The sequence below is a fragment of the Xanthomonas sp. NCPPB 3959 genome, assembly GCF_056675575.1.
Genome location: NZ_JBWWVR010000018.1, coordinates 80,544 through 94,716 on the forward strand (window position 1 = coordinate 80,544; position 14,173 = coordinate 94,716).

General features: G+C 64.1%; 12 protein-coding genes. 10 read left to right on the top strand and 2 right to left on the bottom strand.

Annotated features, from left to right (window positions below; all coding sequences use genetic code 11):
• Positions 1–30 precede the first annotated feature (30 nt).
• Together gltX and AC1KVG_RS18470 are read left to right on the top strand one after the other, a co-directional pair.
• Positions 31–1,434, top strand: coding sequence for a glutamate--tRNA ligase (gene gltX / locus AC1KVG_RS18465; protein WP_481095341.1), 1,404 nt, complete (start codon positions 31–33; stop codon positions 1,432–1,434).
• 15 nt (positions 1,435–1,449) lie between these two features.
• The gene (locus tag AC1KVG_RS18470) at positions 1,450–1,944 is read left to right on the top strand and encodes a transcriptional repressor (RefSeq protein ID WP_023904546.1); all 495 of its coding nucleotides are present in this window, start codon (positions 1,450–1,452) and stop codon (positions 1,942–1,944) included.
• A 523-nt stretch (positions 1,945–2,467) separates the two neighbouring features.
• Here the strand turns inward: AC1KVG_RS18470 and AC1KVG_RS18475 are convergent.
• Positions 2,468–3,088, bottom strand: a complete 621-nt coding sequence (locus tag AC1KVG_RS18475; RefSeq protein ID WP_023904545.1) for a TetR/AcrR family transcriptional regulator — start codon at positions 3,086–3,088, stop codon at positions 2,468–2,470.
• A gap of 132 nt (positions 3,089–3,220) precedes the next feature.
• Here AC1KVG_RS18475 and AC1KVG_RS18480 point away from each other — a divergent pair, with 132 nt between their 5' ends.
• From AC1KVG_RS18480 to AC1KVG_RS18500, 5 genes are all read left to right on the top strand, one after another.
• The gene (locus AC1KVG_RS18480; protein WP_481095342.1) at positions 3,221–4,444 is read left to right on the top strand and encodes an efflux RND transporter periplasmic adaptor subunit; all 1,224 of its coding nucleotides are present in this window, start codon (positions 3,221–3,223) and stop codon (positions 4,442–4,444) included.
• A 16-nt stretch (positions 4,445–4,460) separates the two neighbouring features.
• Complete coding sequence (locus tag AC1KVG_RS18485) at positions 4,461–7,604, top strand: efflux RND transporter permease subunit (RefSeq protein WP_481095343.1); 3,144 nt, start codon at positions 4,461–4,463, stop codon at positions 7,602–7,604.
• A 1-nt stretch (position 7,605) separates the two neighbouring features.
• Entirely contained in the window at positions 7,606–9,108 is a 1,503-nt protein-coding gene (locus tag AC1KVG_RS18490; protein ID WP_481095344.1) for an efflux transporter outer membrane subunit, read from the top strand.
• Entirely contained in the window at positions 9,101–9,793 is a 693-nt protein-coding gene (locus AC1KVG_RS18495; RefSeq protein WP_481095345.1) for a TetR/AcrR family transcriptional regulator, read from the top strand. The genes AC1KVG_RS18490 and AC1KVG_RS18495 overlap by 8 nt, the downstream gene beginning before the upstream one ends.
• Positions 9,794–10,033: 240 nt before the next feature.
• Complete coding sequence (locus AC1KVG_RS18500) at positions 10,034–11,017, top strand: aldo/keto reductase (RefSeq protein WP_481095346.1); 984 nt, start codon at positions 10,034–10,036, stop codon at positions 11,015–11,017.
• A gap of 515 nt (positions 11,018–11,532) precedes the next feature.
• Here AC1KVG_RS18500 and AC1KVG_RS18505 read toward each other — a convergent pair.
• The gene (locus tag AC1KVG_RS18505) at positions 11,533–12,432 is read right to left on the bottom strand and encodes a LysR family transcriptional regulator (protein ID WP_162498362.1); all 900 of its coding nucleotides are present in this window, start codon (positions 12,430–12,432) and stop codon (positions 11,533–11,535) included.
• A 188-nt stretch (positions 12,433–12,620) separates the two neighbouring features.
• On the opposite strand from AC1KVG_RS18505, the gene AC1KVG_RS18510 reads away from it, so the two are divergent.
• The 3 genes from AC1KVG_RS18510 (at position 12,621) to AC1KVG_RS18520 (ending at position 13,937) form a co-directional block, all read left to right on the top strand.
• Positions 12,621–13,094: a (R)-mandelonitrile lyase gene (locus tag AC1KVG_RS18510; protein WP_481095347.1), complete on the top strand. Its 474-nt coding sequence runs from the start codon at positions 12,621–12,623 to the stop codon at positions 13,092–13,094.
• A gap of 1 nt (position 13,095) precedes the next feature.
• Positions 13,096–13,470, top strand: coding sequence for a hypothetical protein (locus tag AC1KVG_RS18515; RefSeq protein WP_481095348.1), 375 nt, complete (start codon positions 13,096–13,098; stop codon positions 13,468–13,470).
• Positions 13,471–13,733: 263 nt separating this feature from the next.
• Complete coding sequence (locus tag AC1KVG_RS18520; protein WP_006450229.1) at positions 13,734–13,937, top strand: hypothetical protein; 204 nt, start codon at positions 13,734–13,736, stop codon at positions 13,935–13,937.
• Positions 13,938–14,173 lie beyond the last annotated feature (236 nt).

The window sequence follows — 14,173 nt, forward strand, 5'->3', positions numbered from 1 at the left end:
TCGGCCGACACCCGTTTCGCCGAGCGCTCCATGACCTGCCGCACCCGTTTTGCCCCCAGCCCCACCGGTTACCTGCACATCGGCGGCGCCCGCACCGCCCTGTATTGCTGGCTGGAGGCACGCCACCGCGGCGGGCAGTTCGTGCTGCGCATCGAAGATACCGACCGTGAGCGCAGCACTCAGGAGGCGATCGACGCCATCCTGGAGGCAATGGAGTGGCTGGGCCTGGGCTACGACGAAGGCCCGATCTACCAGACCCAGCGCGTGGCCCGCTATCAGGAGGTCGCCGAGCAGCTGCTGGCGCAGGGCAAGGCCTATTACGCCTACGAAACCCGCGCCGAGCTCGACGCCATGCGCGAGGCCGCGATGGCCAAGCAGGAAAAACCGCGCTACAACGGCGCCGCGCGCGAGCAGAACCTGCCGTACCGCGACGATCCCAACCGGGTGATCCGCTTCAAAAATCCGCAAGCCGGCACGGTGGTGTTCGACGACCTGATCAAGGGCCGTATCGAGATCGCCAACAGCGAGCTCGACGACATGGTGATCTTCCGCCCGGACGGCTTCCCCACCTACAACTTCGCGGTGGTGGTGGACGACTGGGACATGGGCATCACCGAGGTGATCCGCGGCGACGACCACATCAACAACACCCCGCGCCAGATCAACATCTATGAGGCGCTGGGCGCACCGGTGCCGAAGTTCGCGCACATGCCGATGATCCTGGACGAGCAGGGCGCCAAGCTGTCCAAGCGCACCGGCGCGGCCGACGTGATGCAGTACAAGGACGCCGGCTACCTGCCGCATGCGCTGATCAATTATCTGGCACGTCTGGGCTGGTCGCACGGCGACCAGGAGTTGTTCACCCAGCAGGAATTGCTCGACCTGTTCGACGTCAAGGACGTCAATTCCAAGGCCGCGCGGCTGGACATGGCCAAGCTGGGCTGGGTCAATCAGCATTACCTCAAGACCGACGACCCGGCCAGCATCGCCCCGCAGCTGGAATACCAGCTGGCCAAGCTCGGCATCGATGTCGCTGCCGGCCCGGCCGCCGCCGATGTGGTGGTGGCGCTACGCGAGCGCGTGCAGACCTTGAAGGAAATGGCCGAAAAAGCCGTGGTCTGGTACCAGCCGCTGGAAACCTATGACGAAGCTGCGGTGATCAAGCACCTCAAGCTAGGCGCCGAAGTGCCGCTGGGCAAGGCGCGCGAACTGCTGGCCGGCGTGAGCGAATGGAGTGTGGAAAGTGTCTCGGCCGCGCTGCACGATGCGGCCGCCGCGCTGGAACTGGGCATGGGCAAGGTCGCCCAGCCGCTGCGCGTGGCCATCACCGGCACCCAGGTCAGCCCGGATATTTCGCAGACGGTGTACCTGGCCGGCCGCGAGGGTGCCTTGAAACGCATCGATGCGGCACTCATCAAGATAGGAGCGGGCTGACCGCCGGAGCCTGTGATGAAAACCAACGAACACGCCTGCACTGCACCGCATCACCACGTCGACGACGCCAACGGCTTCGTGCGCGCGGTAGAGCGTGCGTGCACCGAGCGCGGCCTGCGGCTGACGCCGATCCGCGCGAATGTGCTGCGGCTGATCGCCGATGCCGGTAAGCCGGTCAAGGCCTACGAGCTGCTGGACTGGGTGCGCGAAGGCAAGGGCGTCGGCGCCGACGCGCCGCCCACGGTGTACCGCGCGCTGGATTTTCTGATGGCCAATGGCTTCGTGCACAAGCTCGAATCGGTCAACGCCTTCGTCGCCTGCCACCACCCCAACAGCGCCCAGCACTCGGTACCGTTCCTGATCTGCGACCGCTGCCATAGCGCGGTGGAGCTGGAAGACCGCGACGTGGTCTCGCAACTGGAAGCCCGCGCCAAGGCACTGGGTTTTCAGCCGCAGGCGCAGACGCTGGAAGTACATGGCTTGTGCGCCAAGTGCGCGGTGGCCGAGTAAGGATCGCCAGGCAAGCGCAGGGCGGTTCACTTAGAGCGGCTAACAAAACCTAGCGAGCGAGCGCCTATCAGCGAGTGCAGTGGTTTTGTCGGCGGTCTCTTGGTGGATGCAGTCAGAAGTCCAGATCAAACGCTGCGTGGGTCGAGGGCGCGGTGCCCTCACCGCTTGCGGGACACGCCGCAAGTACGTCCATGTGGGCTCGGTTGCGGCATCCATGCCGCCACACGGTCCCGCAAGCGGTGAGGACACCGCACCAGAAAGTTGGTCGGCTGTTTTATTGAAAGCCATGCGCACCGATCAACTCGACAGGTCCTTGCCCGCCCACCGTCGCGGGACCTTACGCGGCATGGATGCCGCGTAAGAGCCTACATGGACGTACTTGCGGCGTGTCCCGCGACGGTGGGCGGGCAAGGGCCCTGCAGCCAGGCCGCAGATCCGTCGGCCTGTGCAGTAGGCTGGCGTGAAGTAGTTTTGTTAGCCGCTCTTAGTTGCAGGCAGTGCGCAGACGCAGCACTGCCGCGCATCACGCCGCAGCGGTGTTCTTGCATCCATAGCCCGCCAGAAACAGCTCTACTGCGCGCTGCGTCGCGTCGCGTAGATACTCGGGCGAGGGATCCTTGAGCGCGCCGAACAGGCAGGGCATCAGGGTTTCGGCTTCGAGCAGGGCGGCGAACTGGTGGGCGGCAAGCAGGGTGTCGTCGCAGCGAAGCAGGCCGCAGTCCACTTGGGTCTGCAGGTATTCGGCGAAGCGCTGCATGCCTTCTTGTTGACCGGCGCTGAAAAACAGCGCGCCGACGTCTGATCTGCCGGATACCCCGATGATGGTCTGCCAACTGGTGATGTTGGGCGTTGCGCACAAGAAGGTGAGCACGTCCTCGCCGAACCGTTGCAGGGCCTCGGCAACGGGGCCGCTGCTTTGCGAAAGCGCACTCAGCAGCGGGTCGAAATAGCGGTCGGACATGTCCTTGGCAAACGCCACGAACAGCTCTTCCTTGGACGGGAAGTAGCCGTACAACGTGCGCTTGGAGCCGCCCACGCGGGCGGCGATCTGCGACATCGAGGCGCCTTCAAAGCCCAGCTCGAGGAAGACCTCGCTGGCCGCCTGCACGATGGCGTCGCGTTTTTCTTCGGTTCTGACCCGCATCAATTCACTCCACTTTTGAACTTTAAGTATACCGACTGGGCAGGAATGCTTGACGGCCACGGATGAGCTTATTAGGATACCAAACCGTACCGTTTAGATTTAATCCTCATGCGTCCCGTCGGAGACCTTCTCGTGCGTCCTCATGCTTCGTTTCGCCTGCCTTTGCTTGCCGCTGCCGTTGCTGCCACCGTTTTGCTGAGTGCCTGCGGCAGCCCGCCGGGAGGTCCGCCGCCGGCTGAGGGCATGCCCGAGATGGGCGTGCTGACCGTCAAACCGCAGCCGGTGACGCTTACCACTGAGCTGCCCGGACGCACCGTTCCCTACCTGATCGCCGAAGTTCGCCCGCAAGTGGGCGGCATCGTGCAGACGCGCCAGTTCACCGAGGGCGGCGACGTCAAGGCCGGGCAAACGCTGTACCAGATTGATCCGGCGACCTATCGCGCCAGCTATGCCAGCGCCCAGGCCACCCTGGCCAAGGCGCAGGCCAATCTGCGCACCGCTAGACTCAAGGCCCAGCGCTACACCGAGCTGGTGCAGATCAAGGCGGTCAGCCAGCAGGAGGGCGACGACACCGATGCTGCGCTGGGCCAGGCCGAGGCCGATGTGGCCGCCGGCAAGGCGAGCGTGGAGACCGCGCGCATCAACCTGGCGTTCGCGCGCATGGATGCACCGATCTCCGGTCGCATCGGCCGCTCCAGCGTGACCCCCGGTGCGTTGGTGACCGCCAACCAGGCCACCGCGCTGACCACCATCCAGCAGCTGGACCCGATCTATATCGACGTCACCCAGCCCAGCGCGGCGTTATTGCGGCTCAGGCAGGCGATGGCGCGCGGCGATCTGGAAAAGGCCGGCGACGATGCAGCCAAGGTGTCGCTGCTGCTGGAAGACGGCAGCACCTATCCGCTGCAGGGCCAGCTGGCGTTCTCCGATGTCACCGTCGACCAGAACACCGGCTCGATTACCTTGCGCGCGGTGTTCCCGAACCCGAATGCGGAGTTGTTGCCGGGCATGTACGTGCGCGCGGTGCTGCAGGAGGGCATCAAGGAGCAGGGCGTGCTGGTGCCGCAGCAGGCGGTCTCGCGCAACGGCGCCGGCAAGCCGACCGCGTTCGTGGTCGGTGCCGATCACAAGCTGCAATTGCGTGTACTGGAAACCGACCGCGAAGTCGGCGACCAGTGGCTGGTGCGCAGTGGCCTGAAGACCGGCGAGCAGGTGGTGGTCGAAGGCGTCTCGCGCGCCCGCGACGGCATCGAGGTCAAGACCGCGCCGTGGCAGCCCAAGGGCAAGCCCGCGACTGGTGGTGGTCATGCAGCCGGCACCCCTTCCGCCCCGACCGCACCGCGTGCGGCCAACTGAGGCGGGATCACACGTCATGGCACGCTTTTTTATCGATCGTCCGATCTTCGCCTGGGTGTTGGCCATCATCGTGATGCTGGCCGGCATCCTGTCCATCGCCACACTGCCGATTGCGCAGTACCCCAGCATCGCACCGCCCGCCGTCGCCATCACCGCCAACTACCCTGGCGCTTCGGCGCAGACCCTGGAAGACACCGTCACCCAGGTCATCGAGCAGAAGATGAAGGGGCTGGACCACCTCAGCTACATGGCCTCCACCAGCGAATCCAGCGGTGCGGTGACCATCACCCTGACCTTCGAAAACGGCACCGATCCGGACACCGCGCAGGTGCAGGTGCAGAACAAGTTGTCGCTGGCCACCCCGTTGTTGCCGCAGGAAGTGCAGCAGCAAGGCGTCACCGTGACCAAGTCGGCCACCAACTTCCTCAACGTGCTGGCCTTCACTTCCGAAGACGGCAGCATGAGCGATTCGGACCTGTCCGATTACGTGGCGGCCAACGTGCAGGAAACCATCAGCCGCGTCGAAGGCGTGGGCGATACCACCTTGTTCGGCTCGCAGTACGCCATGCGGGTGTGGATGGACCCCAACAAGTTGAATAATTTCAGCCTGACTCCGGTGGATGTCCGCACCGCGATCCAGGCGCAGAACGCGCAGGTCTCGGCGGGCCAGCTGGGTGCGTTGCCGGCGGTGGCCAATCAGCAACTCAATGCCACCATCACTGCGCAAACCCGGCTCAAGACGGCCGAGCAGTTCGAGAACATCCTGCTGCGCACGCAGTCCGATGGCGCGCAGGTGCGGCTGCGCGATGTGGCGCGCATCGAACTGGGCAGCGAGAGTTACAACACGGTGGGCCGCTACAACGGCAAGCCGGCGGCCGGTCTGGCGATCAAGCTGGCCACCGGTGCGAACGCACTGGATACCGTGCGCGCCATCGACAAAAGCCTGGAAGAGCAGGAGAAGTTCTTCCCGCCCGGCATGAAGGTGCAAAAGCCGTACGACACCACCCCGTTCGTGCGGATCTCCATCGAGCAGGTGGTGCACACGCTGATCGAAGCGGTGGTGCTGGTGTTCCTGGTGATGTATCTGTTTCTGCAGAACTTCCGCGCGACCTTGATCCCCACCATTGCGGTGCCGGTGGTGTTACTGGGCACGTTCGGCGTGCTGGCGGTGTTCGGTTTCACCATCAATACGCTGACCATGTTCGCGATGGTGCTGGCGATCGGTTTGCTGGTGGACGATGCGATCGTGGTGGTGGAAAACGTCGAGCGCGTGATGGGCGAAGAACACCTGTCGCCCAAGGAAGCCACGCGTAAATCGATGGATCAGATCTCTGGTGCGCTGGTGGGCGTGGCGTTGGTGCTGGCGGCGGTGTTCGTGCCGATGGCGTTCTTCGGTGGCTCCACCGGTGTGATCTATCGGCAGTTCTCGATCACGATTGTGTCTGCCATGACCTTGTCGGTGCTGGTGGCGATGATCCTGACTCCGGCCCTGTGCGCCACCTTGCTCAAGCCGGTGGAAAAAGGCCATGGCCTGGCCACCACCGGTTTCTTCGGCTGGTTCAACCGCGTGTTCGATCGCGGCAACAACCGCTACCAGGGCGTGGTGCGGCACATGCTGGGCAAGGGCTGGGGTTACATGCTTGCCTATGCCGCGCTGCTGGCGTTGGTGGTGTTCGGCTTCATGAAATTGCCGGTGGGGTTTTTGCCAGACGAAGACCAGGGCACGCTGTTCGTGCTGGTGCAGTTGCCGCCCGGTGCCACCGATGCGCGCACCGGTGAGGTGCTCAAGCAGGTGGAACATCACTTTCTGGTGGACCAGAAGGATTCGGTCGCTGGCGTGTTTGCCGTCTCTGGTTTCAGTTTTGCCGGTAGCGGCCAGAATACCGGCCTGGCGTTCGTCAAGCTGCGGCCGTGGGACGAGCGGACCGGCAAGGGCCAGAGCGTCACCGATGTTGCGGCCAAGGCCGGTGCCTTTTTCGCCGGCATCCGCGATGCCAGGGTGTTCGCGTTCGCACCGCCGGCGGTGTCCGAGTTGGGCAATGCCACCGGTTTCGACCTGATGCTGCAGGACCGCGCCAACCTCGGTCATGAAGCTTTGATGCAGGCGCGCAATCAGTTGCTTGCCGAGTTGTCGCAGGACAAGCGCCTGGTGGCGGTGCGCCCGAACGGGCAGGAAGACACGCCCGAGTTCAAGCTGGAGATCGATTCGCACAAGGCGCAGGCCATGGGCGTGTCGATTGCCGACATCAACAACACCTTCTCCAGCGCATGGGGCAGTACCTACGTCAACGACTTCATCGACAAGGGACGGGTCAAGAAGGTGATGCTGCAGGCCGATGCGGTGTACCGCATGAATCCGCAGGACATCGACCGCTGGTTCGTGCGCAACAGCGCCGGCACCATGGTGCCGTTCAACGCCTTCGCCACCGCCAGCTGGCAATCGGGCTCGCCGCGGTTGGAGCGTTACAACAGCGTGCCGTCGGTGGAAATCCTGGGCATGGCGCTGCCCGGCGCGGCATCCAGTGGTGAAGCGATGCAGATAGTGGAAGCGGCGGCGGCCAAATTGCCGCCGGGCATCGGCTTCGAGTGGACTGGTTTGTCGCGACAGGAAAAGTCCTCCACCGGCCAGACCGGCCTGTTGTACGGGTTGTCGATCCTGATCGTGTTCCTGTGCCTGGCCGCGTTGTACGAAAGCTGGGCGATTCCGTTCTCGGTGATTCTGGTGGTGCCGTTGGGCGTGTTCGGCACGCTGCTGGGCGCGATGCTGACCTGGAAAATGAATGATGTGTACTTTCAGGTGGGCCTGCTCACCACGATTGGTTTGGCATCTAAAAACGCGATTCTGATCGTGGAGTTCGCCAAGGAGCTGCATGAAAGCGGCAAGAGTCTGATCGACTCGGCATTGGAAGCGGCACGCATGCGCTTGCGGCCAATCCTGATGACATCGCTGGCCTTCATCCTGGGCGTGGTGCCGTTGGTGCTCGGCAGTGGTGCCGGTGCAGGCGCGCAGCATGCGTTGGGCACCGCCGTGATCGGCGGCATGTTGTCCGGCACGATCCTGGCGATCTTGTTCGTGCCGTTGTTCTTCGTGTTGGTAATGGGCTTGTTCAAGCGCCGACCACAGACCACTTCACCCGCCCCGCAACCGACAGGACACTGAGATGACCCCGATTCGCATGACATTGACCGCGATCGCGGTGGCCAGCGTGCTGTCCGGTTGCACGTTGATGCCGCGCTATGCACGGCCCGACGCGCCGGTGCCGGATCGCTTTGCCGGCACCGATATCACCATTGCTTCGAACGCCACCGACGCCACCAACACCGGCACCGACGAGGCGACGGACATCGCCAACATCGGCTGGCGGCAGGTGTTCACCGACCCCGCGCTACAGCAGGTGATCGCGCTGGCATTGGAAAACAATCGCGATCTGCGCGTGGCTGCGCTCAACATCGAAGTGGCACGCGCGCAGTACCGGGTGGAGCGCGCTGCGCTGCTGCCTTCGGTGCAGGGCACCGGCACTTCCAACAACGCGCGCACACCGTCGGAGCTGGCGATTCCGGGCCAGCCGCAGGTGTTTCGCACCTACAGCGCCAACATCGGCGTCAGTGCGTACGAGCTGGATCTGTTCGGGCGTGTGCGCAGCCTGAAGGAACAGGCGTTGCAGCAGTTTCTGTCCACCGCCGAGGCCCGCCGCAGCACGCACATCAGCCTGGTGGCCGAAGTGGCCACCGCCTATCTGACGCTGGCAGCGGATCAGCAGTTGCTGCAACTGGCGCAGTCCACCTTGAGCAGCCAGAGCGATAGTTATCGCCTGCAGCAACGCAGCTTCGAGTTGGGCGTGGCCTCGCAGCTCACTCTGCGCCAGGCACAGACCACGGTGGAAACCGCACGCGTGGATGTGGAGCGTTATACCGCGCAGGTGGCGCAGGATCGCAATGCCCTGGTGCTGCTGGTGGGCACGCAGGTGCCGGTGGACCTGTTGCCGCGTGCCTTGCCCGATGGCGCCAGCGTGGACGGCAACGTGCTGGCCAGCGTGCCGGCCGGATTGCCATCGCAGCTGCTGCAACGTCGCCCGGACATTCTGGAAGCCGAGCGCAACTTGCGTGCGGCCAATGCCAATATCGGTGCGGCGCGTGCAGCGTTCTTTCCCAGCATCAGCCTGACGGCATCGCAGGGCTCGTCCACCAGCAGTCTGTCCAACCTGTTCGATTCCGGCACCCGCGCCTGGAGTTTTGTGCCCACGCTGACGTTGCCGATCTTCAACGCCGGGCGTAACCGCGCCAATCTGGACATGGCCAAGGCCAATCGCGCTATCGAAGTGGCGCAGTACGAAAAGGCGATCCAGAGCGCATTCCGCGAAGTGTCCGATGCGCTGGCGCAGCGCGAGACGCTGGGCCGGCAATTGCAGGCGCAACAGGCGCTGGTGGATGCCACTGCCGACAGCTACCGGCTGTCGCAGGCGCGCTTCGAACGCGGCGTGGACAGCTATCTGCAGGCGCTGGATGCGCAGCGTTCGCTGTACAGCGCGCAGCAGACCCTGATCACCACGCAGCTGTCGCGCTTCACCAATCTGGCGACGTTCTACAAGGCGATGGGCGGCGGCTGGCTGCAATCGGCCGAGCCCACTGTGGCCACCACCGCGACAGGTCATCCCAATGGCTGAGGCGGACGTTGATGTCGTGCCTGCACGCCCGCCCAGGCGCGCGCCACACGACAAACGTGGCGCGATTCTGGCGGCGGCGCGGCAGCTGTTTCCGCGCCAGGGGTTCGACAAGACCAGCATGGATACCATCGCCGAGCGTGCGATGGTATCCAAGGCCACGGTGTATGCGCATTTCGCGTCCAAGGAGGTGCTGTTCCGCACTACGCTGGAAGCGCTGGCGCATGCATCGCCCAACCGATGGGACGCGTTGTTGGAGATGCAGGCGCCGTTGGAGCAGCGCCTGGCGGCGGTCGCCAAGGCGGTGCTGCGGATCTCCACCAGCGGCGTGCTGGACGATGCGGCGTATGGCCTGGTGCGGCCGCCGTTGTTGCCCAGCCAGATGCGCGAAGAGATGTGGACGCTGTCCTTCGAGCGCTACGACAGCATGATGCGCGCGCTGTTGGCGCGCGAGGTGGAGCGGGGCAGCTTGGTCATCGACAATCTGCCCGATGCCTCGGTGCATTTTTTCGGCTTGATGACCGGCTTGCCTGCAAATGCGGCGATGCGTGGCGATGGCGTGGATGCGGATTTTGTGCAGCAGGAGCGCTATGTGAGCGGTGCGGTTGCGCTGTTCTTGCGTGCGTATCGGCCGGATGTTGCGCGCACGGTGGGCACAACCAAGCGCGAAGTGCCGAGCGGGTTCTAGGCGCGATGGAACTGCGCTTGCGGGTTGTTTGCGCGTGTCTGTCGCGTTTGTATGCGCCCATCACTCGCTTCATGACACGCATGCCGACCACTGCGTTGATGAAGCGCGCTCATAACCGTTAGCGCCAGCCGCTGTGCAATGTGCGCGTGGCGCAGGATTATGGTGTGGCATCGGTGCTGCAGCGGTGTTGCCGCCTGCGGCCGACTCATCCAATGCGGCGGTGTGCCGCGGGAGTAAACGATGCAAACACGACAGTTGGGAAACAGCGGGCTACAGGTGTCCGCATTGGGCTTGGGTTGCATGGGCCTGAGCTACGGCTACGGGCCGGCGACCGCGCGCAAGGACGCCATTGCGCTGCTGCATGCGGCGGTGGAGCAGGGCGTGACCTTCTTCGACACTGCCGAAGCCTACGGGCCCTTCGTCAACGAGGAACTGTTGGGCGAGGCATTGTCCGCGCATCGCGACCAGGTGGTGATTGCGACCAAGTTCGGTTTCAAGAACGGACATGCCGATGCCGGTCTCGACAGCCGCCCCGAAGGTATCCGCGCGGTGGCAGAGGCCAGCCTTGCACGCCTGAAGACAGACCGTATCGATCTGTTCTATCAACATCGCGTGGACCCGGCGGTGCCGATCGAAGAAGTCGCCGGGACCGTCAAGGACTTGATCGCCGAAGGCAAGGTCAAACACTTTGGCCTCTCCGAAGCCGGTGCCGACACCATTCGTCGCGCGCACGCGGTGCAACCGGTGACCGCGTTGCAAAGCGAATACTCGCTGTGGTGGCGCGAGCCGGAGACCAGCGTGCTGCCGACGCTGGAAGAACTCGGCATCGGGTTTGTGCCGTTCAGCCCGCTCGGCAAGGGATTTTTGACTGGCGCCATCAACGCTGAGACGCAATTTTCCGACCACGATTTCCGCAATCAGGTACCGCGCTTTGCGGCCGAAGCGCGGCAGGCCAATCAGGCGCTGGTCGAGCGCATCCAGGCCATCGCGGCAGACAAAGATGCAACGCCGGCACAGGTCGCATTGGCATGGTTGCTGTCGCGCAAGCCGTGGATCGTGCCGATTCCCGGCACCACCAAGCTGCATCGACTCGAAGAGAATCTGGGTGGCGCTGCTGTGACGTTGAGCGGCGAGGATCTTGCGCGGATCCAGCAGGCATTGGATGCGGTGGCGATTGTCGGCGAGCGGTATAGCCCGGAGCGGCAGAAGCTGGTTGGTAAGTAGTAGAGCGGCTGATCTGCTTCTTGGCTGCAGGGCCCTTGCCCGCCCACCATCGCGGGACACGCCGCAAGTACGTCCGTGTAGGCTCTTACGCGGCATCCATGCCGCGTAAGGTCCCGCGATGGTGGGCGGGCAAGGACCAGTCGAGTTGGTCGGTGCATGGGTTTCAACAAAGCAGCCAGGAAACGCTCTGGTGCGGTGTCCTCGCCGCTTGCGGGACCGTGTGGCGGCATGGATGCCGCCACCGAGCCCCAGGGATGGGTTTACGGCGTGTACCGCGAGCGGCGAGGGCCCGCGCGCTCGACTAACCAGGCTGTTGAGTATTCGGCTACATCCAAACGACGCGACGACGCGAAGTCTCGGTTGTCTTGGAGTGATTGAGCAGTGCGGATAAATCAGGTGTAGAGCGGCTGATCTGCGGCGTAGCTGCAGAGTCATGCCTGCGCACCATCGCAGGACACGCAGTAAGTACGTCCTTGTCTCCAGGGCGGCACCCATGGCGCCCCCTTGCGCCCGCGTCAACGCACCAGATCGTGCCGCAGCGCATCGATCACCACCTTGAGTGCGCTGGAGGATTGGCGGCGGCTGGGGTAATAGGCGTAATAGCCGTCGAACGGGTCGCACCAGTCGTCCAGCACGCGGCGCAGCCGGCCGGCGGCGATATGTTCCAGCACCATGGTTTCCGGCAGAAACGCCAGTCCACCGCCAGCCAATGCGGCGCGCAGGATCGCGCTGCTGCCGTTGAAGGTCCATTGCCCGTCCACCCGCACCTTGACTTCGCGTCCGTCTTTTTCGAAGTCCCAGGGCAGCAGGCCGCCGTGCGTGGGCAGGCGCAAGCCGATGCAGTTGTGCTGCGCCAGCTCGGCCGGCACCGCCGGGATGGTGTGATGCACGAAGTAGCTTGGCACCGCCACCACCGCCATGCGCTGCATCGGGCTGATCGGCACCGCGATCATGTCCTTGGCCACTTGGTCGCCGAGTCGGATGCCGATGTCGTAGCGCTCGGCGACGATATCGGCTAGCCCATAATCGACCGTGACCTCGATCTTGAGATCGGGATAGTCGGGCAGCACCTTCGATAGCGCCGGCCAGATGTAGGCATCGGCGGCATGGCCGGCGGTGGTGATGCGGATGGTGCCTGCCGGTTTGTCGCGAAATTCGGTGAGCGCCGAGAGTTCGTCGTCGATTTCTTCCAGCCGCGGTGCCACAGTCTCGAATAGACGCGCGCCGGCTTCGGTCATCGACACGCTGCGTGTGGTGCGGGTTAATAGACGAATGCCAAGCCGCGTTTCCAATGCGCGCACGGTATGGCTCAACGCCGACTGCGAGACGCCCAGTTGCGCGGCGGCACGGGTGAAGCTGCCTTCGCGTGCCACGGTGACGAAGACCTGCAGATCGTTGAGATTTTCACGCGCCATCGATGCGAATGCCGGCGTCAGGCATGCCATTCATGCGGCTGCATCATGCGCGAACCTGCGTGATGGCTTCAAATCCGAGTGCATTGCCCGCATTGATGCGCTGTGTTTCTAGGTGCATGCGCAATCGGGTGAGTAGTCGGTGTACGCATGCGCGCTACAGTTCAAGCACTGGATCAAGGAGCACTACAATGAATCTGTTCGCAACTGCGATGTCGCTGTCGATGATGGCCGCCGTCACGCCCGGTGGTGAAGAGCAACAACCGATCAGGGTGAGCAAGGCCGGTGGCGTGGCCTCTGCAGTCGGCCCGGCCGAGTATTTCACCGGCAAGGTGCGTATCGATGCGCCATTCCAGACCGACGCGCCGGCGCGGGTGGGCGGTGCCACGGTGACCTTCGAGCCGGGCGCGCGCACTGCCTGGCACACCCATCCGTTGGGTCAGACGCTGATCGTCACCGCCGGTGCCGGGCGTGTGCAGGAGTGGGGCAAGCCGGCGCAGGAGATCCGCCCCGGCGACATCGTGTGGATTCCGCCGGGCGTCAAGCATTGGCACGGCGCCAATGCGACGGTTGCGATGTCGCATATCGCCATCGCCGAGGCACAGGACGGCTCGCCGGTGACCTGGCTGGAACAGGTCAGCGACGCGCAGTACGCGGCGCAGTGAGGTGACGGTCGGCGATGCCACAGCCTGGCGGCAATCGCCGTTGGGCAGCTACCGCATCGAGGTCACTGCATGGGAAGCGCGGATGTCGCTGTGGGTGGAAACCCCGCAGATCGTCGATGTGCGCGCTGGCACGGTGCTGCTGAGGTTCGACAATCCGTGCTGGTCGTTGGAGACGGCGCACTGGCACAGCGATGTTGCAGTCGAGCTGACGCTACGGAAGTATCCAGGTGATCACCGACCGGCGCAGGTGGTGGCGAGGCTCAATTGTCGCGATCGCAGTGCAACGGTAGCGTCCAGCACGGTGTGCACCTTCGCGGAGCTGGAACACACGCTGGATTGCTTCCTCTCTACCGGTGAACCGGCGCCACCTCGGTGATGGCCATCTGACCGACCAGCGCATCGGCCTGATCGGCCATCAGGTAGTACAGCAGTTCGCATTGCCAGCGGCGTGAGCACACCGCTCTCGCGTGGTCGATCGATCAGGCCACGCGAGCCGCAGTGCGGCATCCTTCATTGGGCGTGCCCCACACCTGCTGCCAGGCCAAACGCGCGCCTGCTGAAGGGCAGGGCCGCCGACGCTGATAGAGCGCTCACGCACTCGCCGTATCATGAGCGCCTGTTTCCGTGATCGTGTCGCCCATGCCCGCACAACGTTCGACCATCCCCGCGCCAACGAGTCCAGCCGACTGGAAGGCGATCGAAGCTGCCGCCAGCGCTGAACTAGCCCGACGCACGGAGCAGGCGCATCAGCAGATCCTGGGATTGTTGACCACCCATGGACATCTGCTCAGCGACGCGCAGCGGCGCGGTTTGCACAAGCGCCTTTTGCGTGCCGGGCGCTAAGAGCGGCTAACAAGACCTCTGGAACGCTGCATCGATGGCCGCAAACTGCTTTCCACACTCGCCTTCGTTGACGAGTGAAGTACAGAGATTTTGAGTTGTTGCGCCGTTTAGCTGCGATCAAAAGCTTGGTTGGTCGAGTGCGCGGTGTCCTCGCCGCTCGCGGGACACGCCGCAAGTACGTCCATGTAGGCTCGGTGGCGGCATCCATGCCGCCACACGGTCCCGCAATCGGCGAG

Bases quoted from the DNA above. Each gene is read 5' to 3' on its own strand.
- gltX (WP_481095341.1), top strand. From the start codon at position 31: ATGACCTGCCGCACCCGTTTTGCCCCCAGCCCCACCGGTTACCTGCAC.
- AC1KVG_RS18470 (WP_023904546.1), top strand. From the start codon at position 1,450: ATGAAAACCAACGAACACGCCTGCACTGCACCGCATCACCACGTCGAC.
- AC1KVG_RS18475 (WP_023904545.1), bottom strand. From the start codon at position 3,088: ATGCGGGTCAGAACCGAAGAAAAACGCGACGCCATCGTGCAGGCGGCC.
- AC1KVG_RS18485 (WP_481095343.1), top strand. From the start codon at position 4,461: ATGGCACGCTTTTTTATCGATCGTCCGATCTTCGCCTGGGTGTTGGCC.
- AC1KVG_RS18490 (WP_481095344.1), top strand. From the start codon at position 7,606: ATGACCCCGATTCGCATGACATTGACCGCGATCGCGGTGGCCAGCGTG.
- AC1KVG_RS18495 (WP_481095345.1), top strand. From the start codon at position 9,101: ATGGCTGAGGCGGACGTTGATGTCGTGCCTGCACGCCCGCCCAGGCGC.
- AC1KVG_RS18500 (WP_481095346.1), top strand. From the start codon at position 10,034: ATGCAAACACGACAGTTGGGAAACAGCGGGCTACAGGTGTCCGCATTG.
- AC1KVG_RS18505 (WP_162498362.1), bottom strand. From the start codon at position 12,432: ATGGCGCGTGAAAATCTCAACGATCTGCAGGTCTTCGTCACCGTGGCA.
- AC1KVG_RS18510 (WP_481095347.1), top strand. From the start codon at position 12,621: ATGAATCTGTTCGCAACTGCGATGTCGCTGTCGATGATGGCCGCCGTC.
- AC1KVG_RS18520 (WP_006450229.1), top strand. From the start codon at position 13,734: ATGCCCGCACAACGTTCGACCATCCCCGCGCCAACGAGTCCAGCCGAC.